The 14,698-nt window shown below is 40.8% G+C and carries 9 protein-coding genes, 1 tRNA gene, 2 rRNA genes and 3 pseudogenes; all 15 read left to right on the top strand.

Annotation, left to right across the window (positions count from 1 at the left end):
* Positions 1–46: 46 nt before the first annotated feature.
* The 15 genes and pseudogenes from HMPREF9182_RS05815 (at position 47) to HMPREF9182_RS05745 (ending at position 14,683) form a co-directional block, all read left to right on the top strand.
* Complete coding sequence (locus tag HMPREF9182_RS05815) at positions 47–313, top strand: RNA-binding S4 domain-containing protein (RefSeq protein ID WP_009443206.1); 267 nt, start codon at positions 47–49, stop codon at positions 311–313.
* Complete coding sequence (locus HMPREF9182_RS05810; RefSeq protein WP_009443968.1) at positions 306–674, top strand: septum formation initiator family protein; 369 nt, start codon at positions 306–308, stop codon at positions 672–674. The genes HMPREF9182_RS05815 and HMPREF9182_RS05810 overlap by 8 nt, the downstream gene beginning before the upstream one ends.
* 2 nt (positions 675–676) lie before the next feature.
* Entirely contained in the window at positions 677–796 is a 120-nt protein-coding gene (locus tag HMPREF9182_RS05805; protein ID WP_009443491.1) for an SP_0009 family protein, read from the top strand.
* Positions 796–2,076: a serine hydrolase gene (locus HMPREF9182_RS05800; protein WP_009754492.1), complete on the top strand. Its 1,281-nt coding sequence runs from the start codon at positions 796–798 to the stop codon at positions 2,074–2,076. Before HMPREF9182_RS05805 ends, HMPREF9182_RS05800 begins: the two co-directional genes overlap by 1 nt.
* On the top strand, positions 2,073–3,350 hold the full coding sequence (tilS, locus tag HMPREF9182_RS05795; protein WP_009754673.1) for a tRNA lysidine(34) synthetase TilS: 1,278 nt from the start codon (positions 2,073–2,075) through the stop codon (positions 3,348–3,350). The genes HMPREF9182_RS05800 and tilS overlap by 4 nt, the downstream gene beginning before the upstream one ends.
* A gap of 4 nt (positions 3,351–3,354) precedes the next feature.
* Positions 3,355–3,897, top strand: a complete 543-nt coding sequence (hpt, locus tag HMPREF9182_RS05790; RefSeq protein WP_009443458.1) for a hypoxanthine phosphoribosyltransferase — start codon at positions 3,355–3,357, stop codon at positions 3,895–3,897.
* 17 nt (positions 3,898–3,914) lie between these two features.
* Positions 3,915–5,892, top strand: a pseudogene (ftsH, locus tag HMPREF9182_RS05785) (ATP-dependent zinc metalloprotease FtsH).
* A gap of 226 nt (positions 5,893–6,118) precedes the next feature.
* Positions 6,119–6,582, top strand: a pseudogene (gene tnpA, locus HMPREF9182_RS05775) (IS200/IS605 family transposase).
* 143 nt (positions 6,583–6,725) lie between these two features.
* A pseudogene (locus HMPREF9182_RS10520) lies at positions 6,726–7,295 on the top strand (transposase); the annotation flags it as partial.
* Positions 7,296–7,300: 5 nt separating this feature from the next.
* Positions 7,301–7,453 (top strand): IS3 family transposase, encoded by a 153-nt coding sequence (locus HMPREF9182_RS10005; RefSeq protein ID WP_083819052.1) that lies wholly within the window; start codon positions 7,301–7,303, stop codon positions 7,451–7,453.
* A gap of 154 nt (positions 7,454–7,607) precedes the next feature.
* Positions 7,608–8,810, top strand: coding sequence for an IS110 family transposase (locus tag HMPREF9182_RS05765; RefSeq protein ID WP_009754275.1), 1,203 nt, complete (start codon positions 7,608–7,610; stop codon positions 8,808–8,810).
* A 420-nt stretch (positions 8,811–9,230) separates the two neighbouring features.
* On the top strand, positions 9,231–9,713 hold the full coding sequence (locus HMPREF9182_RS05760) for a sigma-70 family RNA polymerase sigma factor (protein WP_009443860.1): 483 nt from the start codon (positions 9,231–9,233) through the stop codon (positions 9,711–9,713).
* A 278-nt stretch (positions 9,714–9,991) separates the two neighbouring features.
* Positions 9,992–11,538: ribosomal RNA gene (locus tag HMPREF9182_RS05755) — 16S ribosomal RNA — on the top strand.
* A gap of 52 nt (positions 11,539–11,590) precedes the next feature.
* Positions 11,591–11,663 (top strand) — tRNA-Ala (locus HMPREF9182_RS05750).
* Between the two features lie 120 nt (positions 11,664–11,783).
* Positions 11,784–14,683 (top strand): 23S ribosomal RNA (locus tag HMPREF9182_RS05745).
* Together the 16S and 23S rRNA genes with 1 tRNA gene alongside form the textbook arrangement of a ribosomal RNA operon.
* The last annotated feature ends 15 nt before the right edge of the window (positions 14,684–14,698 follow it).

The raw sequence follows: 14,698 nt of genomic DNA, 5'->3' as shown, positions 1-14,698 counted from the left end.
TTTTTATTAAAACATGGTAGAATATTAGAGAATTGAGGTGGTAAATTTGCGATTAGATAAATATTTAAAAGTTTCACGAATTATAAAGAGACGAACAGTAGCAAAAGAAGTTGCCGACAAAGGAAGAATTAAGGTAAATGGAATTTTAGCAAAGAGCTCAACAGACTTAAAGGTAGATGATCTTGTGGAAATCCGTTTTGGGAATAAATTATTAACTGTTAAAGTTTTAGAAATGAAGGATAGCACAAAGAAAGAAGACGCTGCACAGATGTATGAAATTGTTAGTGAGACAAGGATAAAAGAAGATGCCTAGAAATATTGTTCAATTAAATAATCAATATATTCAAGATGAAGCACAACGTCGTCGCTACTTGGAAGCAGAACGTCGCAAAAAAAATCGTTTTATGGGATGGGTTTTGATTTTAGTCATTCTATTATTCATTTTGCCAACGTATAATCTGGTACAGTCCTACCAAACCTTACTAGAACGACGTGAAAAACTAGTTGAACTTCAAAAAAAATACGATGAATTGAGTAAAGAAAGAGATTATCAAGCTAATTTGGCTAAGCGCCTAAAAGATGATGATTACGCCGCTAAGTATGCTCGTTCTAAGTATTTTTACGCGAAAGAAGGAGAGACAATCTATAATATCCCGGATTTGTTACCACAATAATTATGGAGAATATTGTAAAAACAGTTGAGAAATTTTTAGCTTTCTCGGATGAGAAATTAGAAGAGCTTTTACAAAAAAATCAAGCTCTAAGACAGGAAAAAAATATAGAAAGGAAGGATTAATGCGAAAAATACTAGCCTTGTTGTTACTGCCAGCTTTTTTCTGTAGTAGCATTGTTATTAGTACAGAACGGGACATATTGTTGACATCAGATCAGCTATATGAGCTGGTTGATACAAATTATGGCAATTATTATCACATTATTCCTACCAATCCAAATGTTTATGAGGAGACTCTTACTTTTTCTACTAGGAATTTAGACAAGGTTGCAGGAAAATTATCGCCGAATCAGCCATTTGAAATTTCAGAAATAGTTATCAACGACAAAGGACTTCCTCTGTTTAAATTGGCAAATGGCCAATTTGTAGTCGCTGATAAACGTACAATATATGAAGATTCGGTTTTATATACAGAAGATACTAATCAAACTGTTTGGTTGAAACCAGGATTTTCCATCTATGAAAAGGCTTATGTAAATAGCGTAAAAAAACAAAGTTCAAATTTATCAGCTTTTTCTCCTGTGAAAATTACCCAGATTGCAACAACTCCAAAAGCTCGATACGCCAAAATTGAAAATAATGGTTGGGTCCAAGTAGATTATTTATTTGATAAGGATAATCGAATGGAAAAAGTACAAGAGATACTGAATGATCGATATAATCAAACAGATTATTCTATCTATGTTAAACAATTAAATACAGGGCAAACTGCTGGAATAAACCCTAATTTGAAGATGTATTCCGCAAGTATTACAAAATTGCCACTCCTTTATTATGCACAGGAACAGATAAATAAAGGAAAATTTTCTTTATCTCAAGGTCTAAAATATATTCAAGATGTCAATGATTATTCTGGAGCATATGATACGGAGGGTAGCGGCACCTTACCTAAAGAAGCTGATAATAAAGAATATAGTGTTCAGGATCTTATCAATCATATCTCTCAAGAGTCTGACAATGCTGCGACCAATATTTTAGGGTATTATATTACCGGAAAATCAAATAAAACTTATCGTTCTAAGATTGCTAACATTGCAGGTGAAAAATGGGATGTTGAAGAAAGAAATGCTTCTGCTAAAATGGCTGGGAATGTCATGGAAGCAATCTACCAACAAAATGGAGCTATCATTGATTCCTTGTCACAGACTAATTTTGATAATCAGCGTATTTCAAAAGATATTCCTGTGAAAGTCGCCCATAAAATTGGGGATGCGTACGATTTTAAACATGATGTTGCAATCGTATATGCGAATTCTCCATTCATATTATCTATATTTACGAATCATTCTGATTATGAAACTATTTCAAAAATTGCCAATGATATTTACGAGGTGCTGAAATGATGAAACAGCAATTTCTAAAGCACTGTAAAGAACAAGGCTATTTTCAAAATCACAAAAAAGTATTACTAGCCATTTCTGGTGGCCTTGATTCTATGACCTTATTAGATTTACTATATGATAGTCAAAGTGAGCTACAGATAGAGCTTGTTTTAGCCCATGTTAATCACAAACAGCGTTTAGAATCTGAATATGAAGAAAAAGAATTGGAAAAAATTGCTAAAAAACTTGGTGTAAAGATTGTTACATCAAGTTTTTCTGGAGTATTTTCTGAAAAAGCAGCTCGTGATTTTCGTTATCAATTTTTTAGAAAAATAATGCAAGAAGAAAATTGTTCAGCCCTTGTGACTGCCCACCATGCAGATGACCAAGCAGAAACAATTTTTATGCGTATTCTTCGAGGTAGTCGTTTGCGATATGTATCTGGTATTCAAGACAGACAACCGTTTGGTAGTGGAGAATTAATAAGGCCATTATTACCCTTTTCAAAATCAGACTTCCCTAATATTTTTCATTTTGAAGATGTCACAAATCAAGAAAGCATCTATTTTAGAAATCGTGTAAGAAATAACTATCTCCCTCTTTTAAAAAAGGAAAATCCACAATTAAATCAAGCGTTGATCAGTCTAGGCTCGGAAATAGATCAACTTCAAAAAGCGCTTTTTGAATTAACAAGAGATATAGATACTACAAATATACAAATTTTTAGAAAGCAGAGCCCTTTTGTTCAGAATTTTTTGTTGCAACAATATCTTTCTCAGTTTTCTGATTTGCAACTCAGTAAGATTCAATTTGATGAAGTATTACATATTTTAAATACAAAAGTGAACCATCATTATTATCTTAAAAATCAATATGAGCTTATTCAGGATTACCAAACCTTTAAAATTCAGAAAATCAGTCCCAAGTCTGATTTAAAATCTGATACTATTTTGTTACAATTTGGAGAAGTTCTTGAATTTGGAAATTATTATTTTTCATTTGGGAAAAAAATTCCAAATGGAGCTGATCAAGAAATTATCGTTTCACGAGAAACAGATATTTTGCTTCGGTATAGGCAAGCTGGCGATAAAATGTTGTTAAATGGTCATCATAAGAAAATACGTCGCTATTTTATTGATAATAAATATTCACTACGGGAAAGAAAACAAGCTATTATTGTAGAACAAAAAGATGAAATTTTAGCAATCGCAGGAATCGTAACTAGTGATTTGAGTAAGTATTTGAAACATGATATAATGAAAGATGTTCTTTATATTAAAAAAATAGACAGGTGACATTATGCTAGAAAAAGACATAAAAAAAGTGATGATTTCACACGATGAAATAGTTGACGCAGCTAAAAAGTTAGGTGCTCAACTAACAAAGGATTATCAAGATAAAAACCCTATTTTGGTAGGTGTTTTAAAAGGTTCAGTTCCTTTTATGGCTGAATTGATCAAACATATTGATACACATGTAGAATTAGATTTTATGGTTGTTTCTAGCTATCATGGTGGAACTTCTAGCAGTGGAGTGATTAACATAAAAAAAGATGTGGATCAAGATGTTTCTGGCCGTCATGTTCTGTTTATCGAAGACATTATTGATACAGGTCAAACATTAAAAAATCTTCGTGATATGTTTAAAGATAGGAATGTCGCATCTGTGAAAATCGCAACATTATTGGATAAACCTGAGGGTCGTGTTGTAGAAATTGAAGCAGATTATACATGTTTCACCATCCCTAATGAGTTTGTAGTCGGTTATGGCTTGGACTACAATGAAAATTATCGGAATATCCCATATGTCGGTGTGTTGAAAGAAGAAGTATATACAAAATAAGGAATTACTATATATAAATGAAAAATAAACAAAATAATGGATTCGTAAAAAATCCGCTACTGTATGTTTTGGTTGTAGTTGCACTTGTAACAGGTTTCCAATATTTAATGGCTGGAAATTCTGCGAATCAAAACCAACCAATCAATTATACAGAATTAGTTAAAGAAATCGAAAATGGAAATGTTAAAGAAATTAGTTATCAGCCAAATGGCAGTGTTCTTGAAGTTTCTGGTACCTATAAAAAATCTAAAAAATAAAAATAAAACAAGTATACAGTTTTTTACCCCTGTATTAACCATTAATAAATTTACCAGTATCATTTTGCCATCAGATTCTACCATTTCTGAATTACAACAATTGGCTTCTAAAAATAAAACAGAAATTAGCGTTAAACATGAAAGTTCAAACGGAATGTGGTTGAACCTTATCATTTCTATTTTACCACTTGTTTTTGTTGGTTTCCTCTTTTTTTCAATGATGAATCAAGGTGGGGGTAACGGCGCACGCGGAGCAATGAACTTTGGACGCAATAAAGCTAGAGCCACTAATAAAGAAGACATTAAAGTCCGCTTTTCAGATGTTGCAGGCGCTGAAGAAGAAAAGCAAGAGCTAGTTGAAGTTGTTGAATTTTTGAAGGATCCTAAACGCTATACTAAATTGGGAGCTCGTATTCCTGCAGGCGTTCTTCTTGAAGGACCTCCAGGGACAGGTAAAACCCTTTTAGCCAAAGCAGTTGCAGGAGAGGCGGGGGTACCATTCTTTAGTATTTCTGGTTCAGATTTTGTTGAAATGTTTGTTGGTGTTGGTGCTAGTCGAGTTCGTTCATTATTTGAAGATGCAAAAAAGGCGGCACCAGCAATTATCTTTATTGATGAAATTGATGCGGTCGGTCGCCAACGTGGCGTTGGACTTGGCGGAGGAAATGATGAACGTGAGCAAACTTTAAACCAACTTCTTATTGAGATGGATGGTTTTGAAGGAAATGAAGGTATTATTGTTATTGCTGCAACAAACCGTTCAGATGTACTGGATCCTGCTCTTCTTCGTCCTGGACGTTTTGATAGAAAAGTCCTAGTCGGTCGTCCTGATGTTAAAGGACGTGAGGCTATTTTACGAGTTCACGCAAAAAACAAACCTTTAGCAGAAGATGTTGATTTGAAATTAGTAGCACAACAAACACCAGGCTTTGTTGGTGCAGATCTTGAGAATGTCCTAAACGAAGCAGCCTTGGTAGCGGCTCGTCGAAATAAGAAAGTAATTGATGCTTCTGATATCGATGAAGCTGAAGATAGAGTTATCGCTGGACCGTCTAAAAAAGACAAGACTGTTTCAGAACGTGACCGCCAGATCGTTGCGTATCATGAAGCAGGTCATACAATTGTTGGTTTAGTTCTTTCAAATGCGCGTGTCGTACACAAGGTAACCATCGTACCTCGTGGTCGTGCTGGAGGATATATGATTGCCTTGCCTAAGGAAGATCAAATGCTTCTATCTAAAGAAGATATGAAAGAACAATTAGCTGGTTTAATGGGTGGTCGTGTTGCAGAAGAAATCATCTTTAATGTTCAGACAACAGGTGCATCCAATGACTTTGAGCAAGCAACGCAGATGGCACGTAGCATGGTTACAGAGTATGGAATGAGTGAAAAATTAGGTCCTGTTCAATATGAGGGAAATCATGCAATTATTTCTGGTGCCTATAATCCTCCAAAAGCTATTTCTGAGCAAACTGCATATGAAATTGATGCTGAAGTTAGAGATATCTTAAATGAAGCTCGCAATAAAGCGGCGGAGATTATTCAGGCGAATAGGGAAACACACAAATTAATTGCAGAGGCACTCCTGAAATACGAAACACTAGATAGTAACCAAATTAAGTCAATTTATGAAACAGGGAAGATATCTGAAGAACATTTCGATGAAGACGAAGATTCTCATGCTCTTTCTTATGATGAGATTAAATCAAAGATGGAAGAAAATAACTCAGATGAATAAAATATAAAAAAGAATCTCAAATTGACCTGCACCCCAAAAGTTAGACAGAAAAATCTAACTTTTGGGGTGTTTTATTTTTTGTGACTTTTAGTCTGTCTGGCTCCGTAAGGTGCGAGACAAATAAACCACCCGCTATGCGGGTGCGCATCAAAGGTTATACCAAAAAAACTCCAAACGCGATACAATAAAAGTGTTCAAGCCGATTGTAAAGCGAAAGGAGAAAAATATGGCGCAAAAGGCACATAGTTTATCACACACAAAGTGGATGTGTTCTATCACATTGTGTTTACACCTAAGTATAGACGAAAAGCTATCTATAATCAATATCGAAACAGTTTGGGTGAAATCTTCCACCGATTATGTAGTTATAAAGGTGTTGAAATTATCGAGGGTCACTTGATGCCGGATCATGTACATATGTTGGTGAGTATTCCGCCAAGAATCAGCGTTGCAAGTTTCATGGGTTATTTAAAAGGTAAAAGTGCACTTATGATGTTTGATAAACACGCCAATCTCAAGTATAAATTTGGGAACCGACATTTCTGGGCGGAAGGTTATTACGTGAGTACAGTAGGACTTAATGAAGCCACAATTAAGAAATATATCCAAGATCAGGAAAAGCATGATATAGCGTTGGATAAATTGAGTGTAAAAGAATATGAGGATCCCTTTAGGGATAGTGGTAAGTAATGCAAATACCTCTTTGAGAGGTTTGTGACGAGTCAAGAGCAATGAGGCTTGAACAAAGTGAAAGCCAGCGTCTTTAGGCGCTGGCTGGTGATATGGGCTTATAGCCCTGGGAAAAACCACCCGTCTAACGGGTGGTTATGATTATGAAATTAACTTATGAGGATAAAGTTCGAATCTATGGACTAAGAAAACAAGGAATCAGCTTCAAGCGTCTTTCTGATAAATATGGGATTAACCTTTCAAATCTTAGGTACTTAATCCGATTGATTGATCGCTACGGAATAGAAAGTGTCAAAAAAGAGATAAACCATTATTACTCTCCAGAATTAAAACACAAAATCATTAATAAGGCTTTGATTGAAGACCGTTCTCAAGTTAGAGTTTCTCTCGAATGTGCTCTTCCAAGTAGCGGATTACTTCCAAATTGGCTGGCACAATACAAGAAAAATGGGTATACTATTGTTGAGAAAACAAGAGGGAGGCCAGCTAAAGTGGGACGAAAACCAAAGAAAAAACTAGAAGAGATGATAGAACTAGAACATCTTCAAGCTGAAAATGAGTACTTGAGAGCGGAGAATGCTATCCTAAAAAGTTGAGAGAACTCCGATTGAGGGAAGAAAAACGGAATTGTTCAAGAAATGGTAATTGAGTTTTCTTTGGATATTTTTCTAAAGATTATTAAGCTTGCTCGTTCAATTTACTTTTACCACTTAATCAATTGGAACAAGCTATTGTAAACTATATTGATTACTATAACAACAAGCGAATAAAAGCCAAATTAAAACATACTAAGATTAGTAGTGAGGAAATCTCCGGCGGGAGAAAGTACTCACTACTTTTTCGTTATGTTAAAGTAGAGGTGTCTTGTTAAGTCGATAAGTCCTTTGGCGCTAGACGTCGTAACTAAAACTGACAAGACACCTGTTTTAGGAAGAATGTTATCAAAGTATGTGGGACGAAAAACGTCGAGTATTGAAAATGACATCACTAAAGCAAGGAATCATTCAAGACAAAGAGGTAATATCATGCGAGTAGTTTTTGGGATTGACGTGAGTAAAGCAAGTTCAGAAGTGGCCATCTTGGTCAGTGGAGAAAAAGTACATGGCTATACCATACCCAATGATGCCATCGGATTTAATCGACTACTTGGGGACTTGAAGACTGTTCACGAGCCAGAGATTGTCTTCGAGGCGACTGGTGTCTATTCTCGTCGTCTTCAGGCCTTCTTTGAGGATAATAGTTACGCTTATACACGGCTCAATCCCTTAGAATCCAAAAAACAACTAGATAGCTTAAGAGTACGTAAAAATGATAAGATAGACGCTGAAAAACTAGCTGCGTCTCAGCTCATCCTCAATCGTAAACCAAGCTATGTCCAAGAAGCGCTTTATCAAGAATTATGCGATCTCAGCCGTTTCTATCAGAATCTTACTGAGGATGTCGTCTGCTCTAAAAACCGTCTGCACAAGGTTTTACAGGTCACTTTTCCTGAATTGGAAAACATCTTGTCGGCACCAACTGGGGAACAATATTGGAACTTGGTCATGACTTTTCCATGTAATAGTTTTGTACTGGAGTCAGACGACGCCACATTAACAGCTATCATCCGTCAGTCTACGGCAAAACGTATCTCTGAAAAACGTGTGACTTACTTAGTAGATAAGCTTACAAAACTGGCTAATCAGTCTTATTGTGCGGTCAAGAAAACTTCTCCAGTGATAGAAAAGGTCAAATACTATGCAGGGGAGTTACTTGGGCTTTCTGAACACAGACAAGGTGTTTTAGAGGAGATGGTAGCATGGGCTCAATCTTTGCCAGAATATGAGATTCTTCTCTCTATTCCTGGAATAGCTGAAACCACAGCGACAAGTATTATTGGCGAACTTGGTGACATTCGTCGATTTCACTCTGCCAATCAAATCAATGCTTTTATCGGCATTGACCTCAGACACTATGAATCTGGAAACTTTCTAGCCAAGGAACATATCACCAAACGTGGGAATCCCTATACCAGAAAGATTCTCTTTAAGTGCATTCATAACATAGCTTTAGCTAGCCACACCAATCCTTGTTATATCGCAGACTTCTATGAGAAACGGAAAAGACAATCGCAAGTGACTTCAACCAAACCACACACGATTGCCTCTATACATCGTCTCATTAGAACAATGTATTACCTCATAACGCATAACAAACTTTACGATCATACTTCTACCCAAAATCGGTAAAATTGTTTATGCCATATTATTGTAACGCCTTATCAAAAAAATCACCAGATGAGGTGTTGGTTTAGTGTACACTTTTTATACTAAACTTTAGTTCAAAAAAAGACAATTCCCTTAGTTTGACTATGGAACTCAAACTATTTTTCATCAAATACCTTGATATACTTGACAAATGGTAGAAAAGGACTTAGTCCTGTGCAATACAGAACTAAATCCTTTACTTAAATTATTTGTCTAACTTTTGAGGTGCAGTTCAATTTTGCCTTTTATTTTTATAAACTTTCATATCAGCTAAAAGGTTATTTTCCTCAAGCACATGATAGTTCGTTTGAGCAACAGGATAGTAAGTTAGAGGGACAAAGAGAAGGTAAGATGATAAATTAGAGGAGGGTTTTACCCCAGAAGAAAACAAGGAGGAAGGACATGGACTTTCAAGAATTATATAGAAACGTACAAGGCATAGTCAGGAGGTGTTATAAAGACTACTATTTACATTTATGGGAATACAGCGACTGGGAACAAGAAGGGATGATGGCCTTGTATGAGTTGGTAAAGTCACGCCCGGAACTATTGCAGGACAAGACGATGTTATACCGCTGTTTTAAGACCAAGTTTCGGAACAGAATCCACGACAAGATACGCCGCCAGGAGAGTCAGAAGCGGAAATTGGACAAGGCACCATATGAAGAAGTGAGTGAGATAGGGCACAAGTTAAGGATGAAGGAGATGTACCTAGATGAGCTAGTAGCTTTTCGCAGTGCCATGGCAGAGTACAGAAGCGGACTCGGTCCAGAAGAATACAAACAATACGAGCGTCTAATGGCTGATGAAAGATTCAAAGGACGCAAAGCCATGCTTCGTGATTTATCAGAACATCTACGAGATTTCAATCCACGATTAGACTAATAGGAAGGGGGAGGCAATGACTCTCCTTTCTATTTATAAAAGTTAGAAGTGCAGAATCGACAGTCAAAAAGAAAAAAGTAAAAAAGATAAGAAAAGTAGTTGACAGTTTAGTTAGTAGATGATATACTAAGATAGTTGTCTCGCCAGAGGCAGTAAAGACCTTTGAAAACTGAACAAGACGAACCAATGTGCAGGCGACTGTCAAGAGAGACAGTCCGTCAAACATAAAAAAGCAATAAATCTGTCAGTGACAGAATGAGCAAGAAGACAAACGAACATTAAATGAGAGTTTGATCCTGGCTCAGGACGAACGCTGGCGGCGTGCCTAATACATGCAAGTAGAACGCTGAAGGAGGAGCTTGCTCTTCTGGAAGAGTTGCGAACGGGTGAGTAACGCGTAGGTAACCTGCCTGGTAGCGGGGGATAACTATTGGAAACGATAGCTAATACCGCATAAGATTGAAAATCGCATGATAATTGATTAAAAGATGCAATTGCATCACTACCAGATGGACCTGCGTTGTATTAGCTAGTAGGTGAGGTAACGGCTCACCTAGGCGACGATACATAGCCGACCTGAGAGGGTGATCGGCCACACTGGGACTGAGACACGGCCCAGACTCCTACGGGAGGCAGCAGTAGGGAATCTTCGGCAATGGGGGCAACCCTGACCGAGCAACGCCGCGTGAGTGAAGAAGGTTTTCGGATCGTAAAGCTCTGTTGTAAGAGAAGAACGAGTGTGAGAGTGGAAAGTTCACACTGTGACGGTATCTTACCAGAAAGGGACGGCTAACTACGTGCCAGCAGCCGCGGTAATACGTAGGTCCCGAGCGTTGTCCGGATTTATTGGGCGTAAAGCGAGCGCAGGCGGTTAGATAAGTCTGAAGTTAAAGGCTGTGGCTTAACCATAGTACGCTTTGGAAACTGTTTAACTTGAGTGCAGAAGGGGAGAGTGGAATTCCATGTGTAGCGGTGAAATGCGTAGATATATGGAGGAACACCGGTGGCGAAAGCGGCTCTCTGGTCTGTAACTGACGCTGAGGCTCGAAAGCGTGGGGAGCGAACAGGATTAGATACCCTGGTAGTCCACGCCGTAAACGATGAGTGCTAGGTGTTAGGCCCTTTCCGGGGCTTAGTGCCGGAGCTAACGCATTAAGCACTCCGCCTGGGGAGTACGACCGCAAGGTTGAACTCGAAAGGAATTGACTGGGGCCCACACAAGCGGTGGATCATGTGGTTTTAATTCAAGCAACGACGAAGACCTTACCAGGGCCTGACCTCCCGATGCCCGCTCAAAATGAAAAAGTTTTACTTCCGTAACACCGATGAAAGGTGGTGCATGGTTGTCGTCAGCTCGTGTCGTGAGATGTTGGGTTAAGTCCCGCAACGAGCGCAACCCCTATTGTTAGTTGCCATCATTAAGTTGGGCACTCTAGCGAGACTGCCGGTAATAAACCGGAGGAAGGTGGGGATGACGTCAAATCATCATGCCCCTTATGACCTGGGGCTACACACGTGCTACAATGGCTGGTACAACGAGTCGCAAGTCGGTGACGACAAGCTAATCTCTTAAAGCCAGTCTCAGTTCGGATTGTAGGCTGCAACTCGCCTACATGAAGTCGGAATCGCTAGTAATCGCGGATCAGCACGCCGCGGTGAATACGTTCCCGGGCCTTGTACACACCGCCCGTCACACCACGAGAGTTTGTAACACCCGAAGTCGGTGAGGTAACCTTTTAGGAGCCAGCCGCCTAAGGGATAGATGATTGGGGTGAAGTCGTAACAAGGTAGCCGTATCGGAAGGTGCGGCTGGATCACCTCCTTTCTAAGGAAAACGGAATGCACATTGAGTCTTGTTTAGTTTTGAGAGATCTTGTGGGGCCTTAGCTCAGCTGGGAGAGCGCCTGCTTTGCACGCAGGAGGTCAGCGGTTCGATCCCGCTAGGCTCCATTGGAACGGAAGTTCCAAGACTAGTCCATTGAAAATTGAATAACTATATCAAATAGTAACAAGAAATAAACCGAAACGCTGTGAATATTAATGAGTTTAAGACTGAAAGGTCAAGAATAAGGTTAAGTTAGTAAGGGCGCACGGTGGATGCCTTGGCACTAGGAGCCGAAGAAGGACGTGACAAACGACGAAATGCCTCGGGGAGCTGTAAGTAAGCGACGATCCGTGGATGTCCGAATGGGGGAACCCAACAGGTTGATGCCTGTTACCCATATCTGTTAAGGATATGAGGAGGAAGACGCAGTGAACTGAAACATCTAAGTAGCTGCAGGAAGAGAAAGCAAAAGCGATTGCCTTAGTAGCGGCGAGCGAAGAGGCAGGAGGGCAAACCGAAGAGTTTACTCTTCGGGGTTGTAGGACTGCAATATGGACTCAGAGTTTATAGAAGAATGACTTGGGAAAGTCAGCCAAAGAGAGTAAGAGCCTCGTATTTTAAATAGACTCTGTACCTAGCAGTATCCTGAGTACGGCGGGACACGAGAAATCCCGTCGGAATCTGGGAGGACCATCTCCCAACCCTAAATACTCCCTAGTGACCGATAGTGAACCAGTACCGTGAGGGAAAGGTGAAAAGCACCCCGGGAGGGGAGTGAAATAGAACCTGAAACCGTGTGCCTACAACAAGTTCGAGCCCGTTAATGGGTGAGAGCGTGCCTTTTGTAGAATGAACCGGCGAGTTACGTTATGATGCGAGGTTAAGTTGAAGAGACGGAGCCATAGGGAAACCGAGTCTGAATAGGGCGAAATAGTATCATGACGTAGACCCGAAACCATGTGACCTACCCATGAGCAGGTTGAAGGTGCGGTAAAACGCACTGGAGGACCGAACCAGGGCACGTTGAAAAGTGCTTGGATGACTTGTGGGTAGCGGAGAAATTCCAAACGAACTTGGAGATAGCTGGTTCTCTCCGAAATAGCTTTAGGGCTAGCGTCGACATAAAGATTCTTGGAGGTAGAGCACTGTTTGGGTGAGGGGTCCATCCCGGATTACCAATCTCAGATAAACTCCGAATGCCAACGAATTATGGTCGGCAGTCAGACTGCGAGTGCTAAGATCCGTAGTCGAAAGGGAAACAGCCCAGACCACCAGCTAAGGTCCCAAAATAATTGTTAAGTGGAAAAGGATGTGGGGTTGCACAGACAACTAGGATGTTAGCTTAGAAGCAGCTATTCATTCAAAGAGTGCGTAATAGCTCACTAGTCGAGTGACCCTGCGCCGAAAATGTACCGGGGCTAAAACAATTTACCGAAGCTGTGGATCCCTTAGGGGATGGTAGGAGAGCGTTCTATGCGTGGCGAAGGTGTACCGTGAGGAGCGCTGGAACGCATAGAAGTGAGAATGCCGGTATGAGTAGCGAAAGACAGGTGAGAATCCTGTCCACCGTAAGACTAAGGTTTCCAGGGGAAGGCTCGTCCGCCCTGGGTTAGTCGGGACCTAAGGAGAGACCGAAGGGTGTATCCGATGGCCAACAGGTTGATATTCCTGTACTAGAGTATGAAGTGATGGAGGGACGCAGTAGGCTAACTAAAGCAGACGACTGGAAGAGTCTGTCTAAGCAGTGAGGCGTGGTATGAGTCAAATGCTTATACCTATAACGTTGAGCTGTGATGGGGAGCGAAGATTAGTAGCGAAGTTAGTGATGTCACACTGCCAAGAAAAGCTTCTAGCGATGTATCATACTCTACCCGTACCGCAAACCGACACAGGTAGTCGAGGCGAGTAGCCTCAGGTGAGCGAGAGAACTCTCGTTAAGGAACTCGGCAAAATGACCCCGTAACTTCGGGAGAAGGGGTGCTGACTTTAGTCAGCCGCAGTGAATAGGCCCAAGCAACTGTTTATCAAAAACACAGCTCTCTGCTAAATCGTAAGATGATGTATAGGGGGTGACGCCTGCCCGGTGCTGGAAGGTTAAGAGGAGTGCTTAGCGGTAACGCGAAGGTATGAATTGAAGCCCCAGTAAACGGCGGCCGTAACTATAACGGTCCTAAGGTAGCGAAATTCCTTGTCGGGTAAGTTCCGACCCGCACGAAAGGCGTAATGATTTGGGCACTGTCTCAACGAGAGACTCGGTGAAATTTTAGTACCTGTGAAGATGCAGGTTACCCGCGACAGGACGGAAAGACCCCATGGAGCTTTACTGCAGTTTGATATTGAGTTTCTGTGCCACATGTACAGGATAGGTAGGAGCCTACGAGATCGGGACGCCAGTTTCGATGGAGGCGTTGTTGGGATACTACCCTTGTGTTATGGCCACTCTAACCCGGTAGGTTTATCATCTACGGAGACAGTGTCTGACGGGCAGTTTGACTGGGGCGGTCGCCTCCTAAAAGGTAACGGAGGCGCCCAAAGGTTCCCTCAGACTGGTTGGAAATCAGTCGCAGAGTGTAAAGGTATAAGGGAGCTTGACTGCGAGAGCAACAACTCGAGCAGGGACGAAAGTCGGGCTTAGTGATCCGGTGGTTCCGCATGGAAGGGCCATCGCTCAACGGATAAAAGCTACCCTGGGGATAACAGGCTTATCTCCCCCAAGAGTTCACATCGACGGGGAGGTTTGGCACCTCGATGTCGGCTCGTCGCATCCTGGGGCTGTAGTCGGTCCCAAGGGTTGGGCTGTTCGCCCATTAAAGCGGCACGCGAGCTGGGTTCAGAACGTCGTGAGACAGTTCGGTCCCTATCCGTCGCGGGCGTAGGAAATTTGAGAGGATCTGCTCCTAGTACGAGAGGACCAGAGTGGACTTACCGCTGGTGTACCAGTTGTCTCGCCAGAGGCATCGCTGGGTAGCTATGTAGGGAAGGGATAAACGCTGAAAGCATCTAAGTGTGAAACCCACCTCAAGATGAGATTTCCCATAACGCAAGTTAGTAAGAGCCCTGAGAGAAGATCAGGTTGATAGGTTAGGAGTGGAAGTGTGGCGACACATGGAGCGGACTAATACTAATAGCTCGAGGACTTATCCAATTTTCATTGAGTGCA

Origin of the sequence: Streptococcus sp. oral taxon 056 str. F0418, from assembly GCF_000220065.1 — a bacterium.
Taxonomy (GTDB): domain Bacteria; phylum Bacillota; class Bacilli; order Lactobacillales; family Streptococcaceae; genus Streptococcus.
Note: the sequence above shows the minus strand (reverse complement) of the source record. Positions and strands in the feature narration are given on the sequence as shown.

Excerpts from the sequence above, each read along its gene's own strand:
- HMPREF9182_RS05765 (WP_009754275.1), top strand. The coding sequence starts at position 7,608 with ATGCGAGTAGTTTTTGGGATTGACGTGAGTAAAGCAAGTTCAGAAGTG.
- HMPREF9182_RS05760 (WP_009443860.1), top strand. The coding sequence starts at position 9,231 with ATGGACTTTCAAGAATTATATAGAAACGTACAAGGCATAGTCAGGAGG.
- HMPREF9182_RS05810 (WP_009443968.1), top strand. The coding sequence starts at position 306 with ATGCCTAGAAATATTGTTCAATTAAATAATCAATATATTCAAGATGAA.
- tilS (WP_009754673.1), top strand. The coding sequence starts at position 2,073 with ATGATGAAACAGCAATTTCTAAAGCACTGTAAAGAACAAGGCTATTTT.
- hpt (WP_009443458.1), top strand. The coding sequence starts at position 3,355 with ATGCTAGAAAAAGACATAAAAAAAGTGATGATTTCACACGATGAAATA.
- HMPREF9182_RS05805 (WP_009443491.1), top strand. The coding sequence starts at position 677 with ATGGAGAATATTGTAAAAACAGTTGAGAAATTTTTAGCTTTCTCGGAT.
- HMPREF9182_RS05800 (WP_009754492.1), top strand. The coding sequence starts at position 796 with ATGCGAAAAATACTAGCCTTGTTGTTACTGCCAGCTTTTTTCTGTAGT.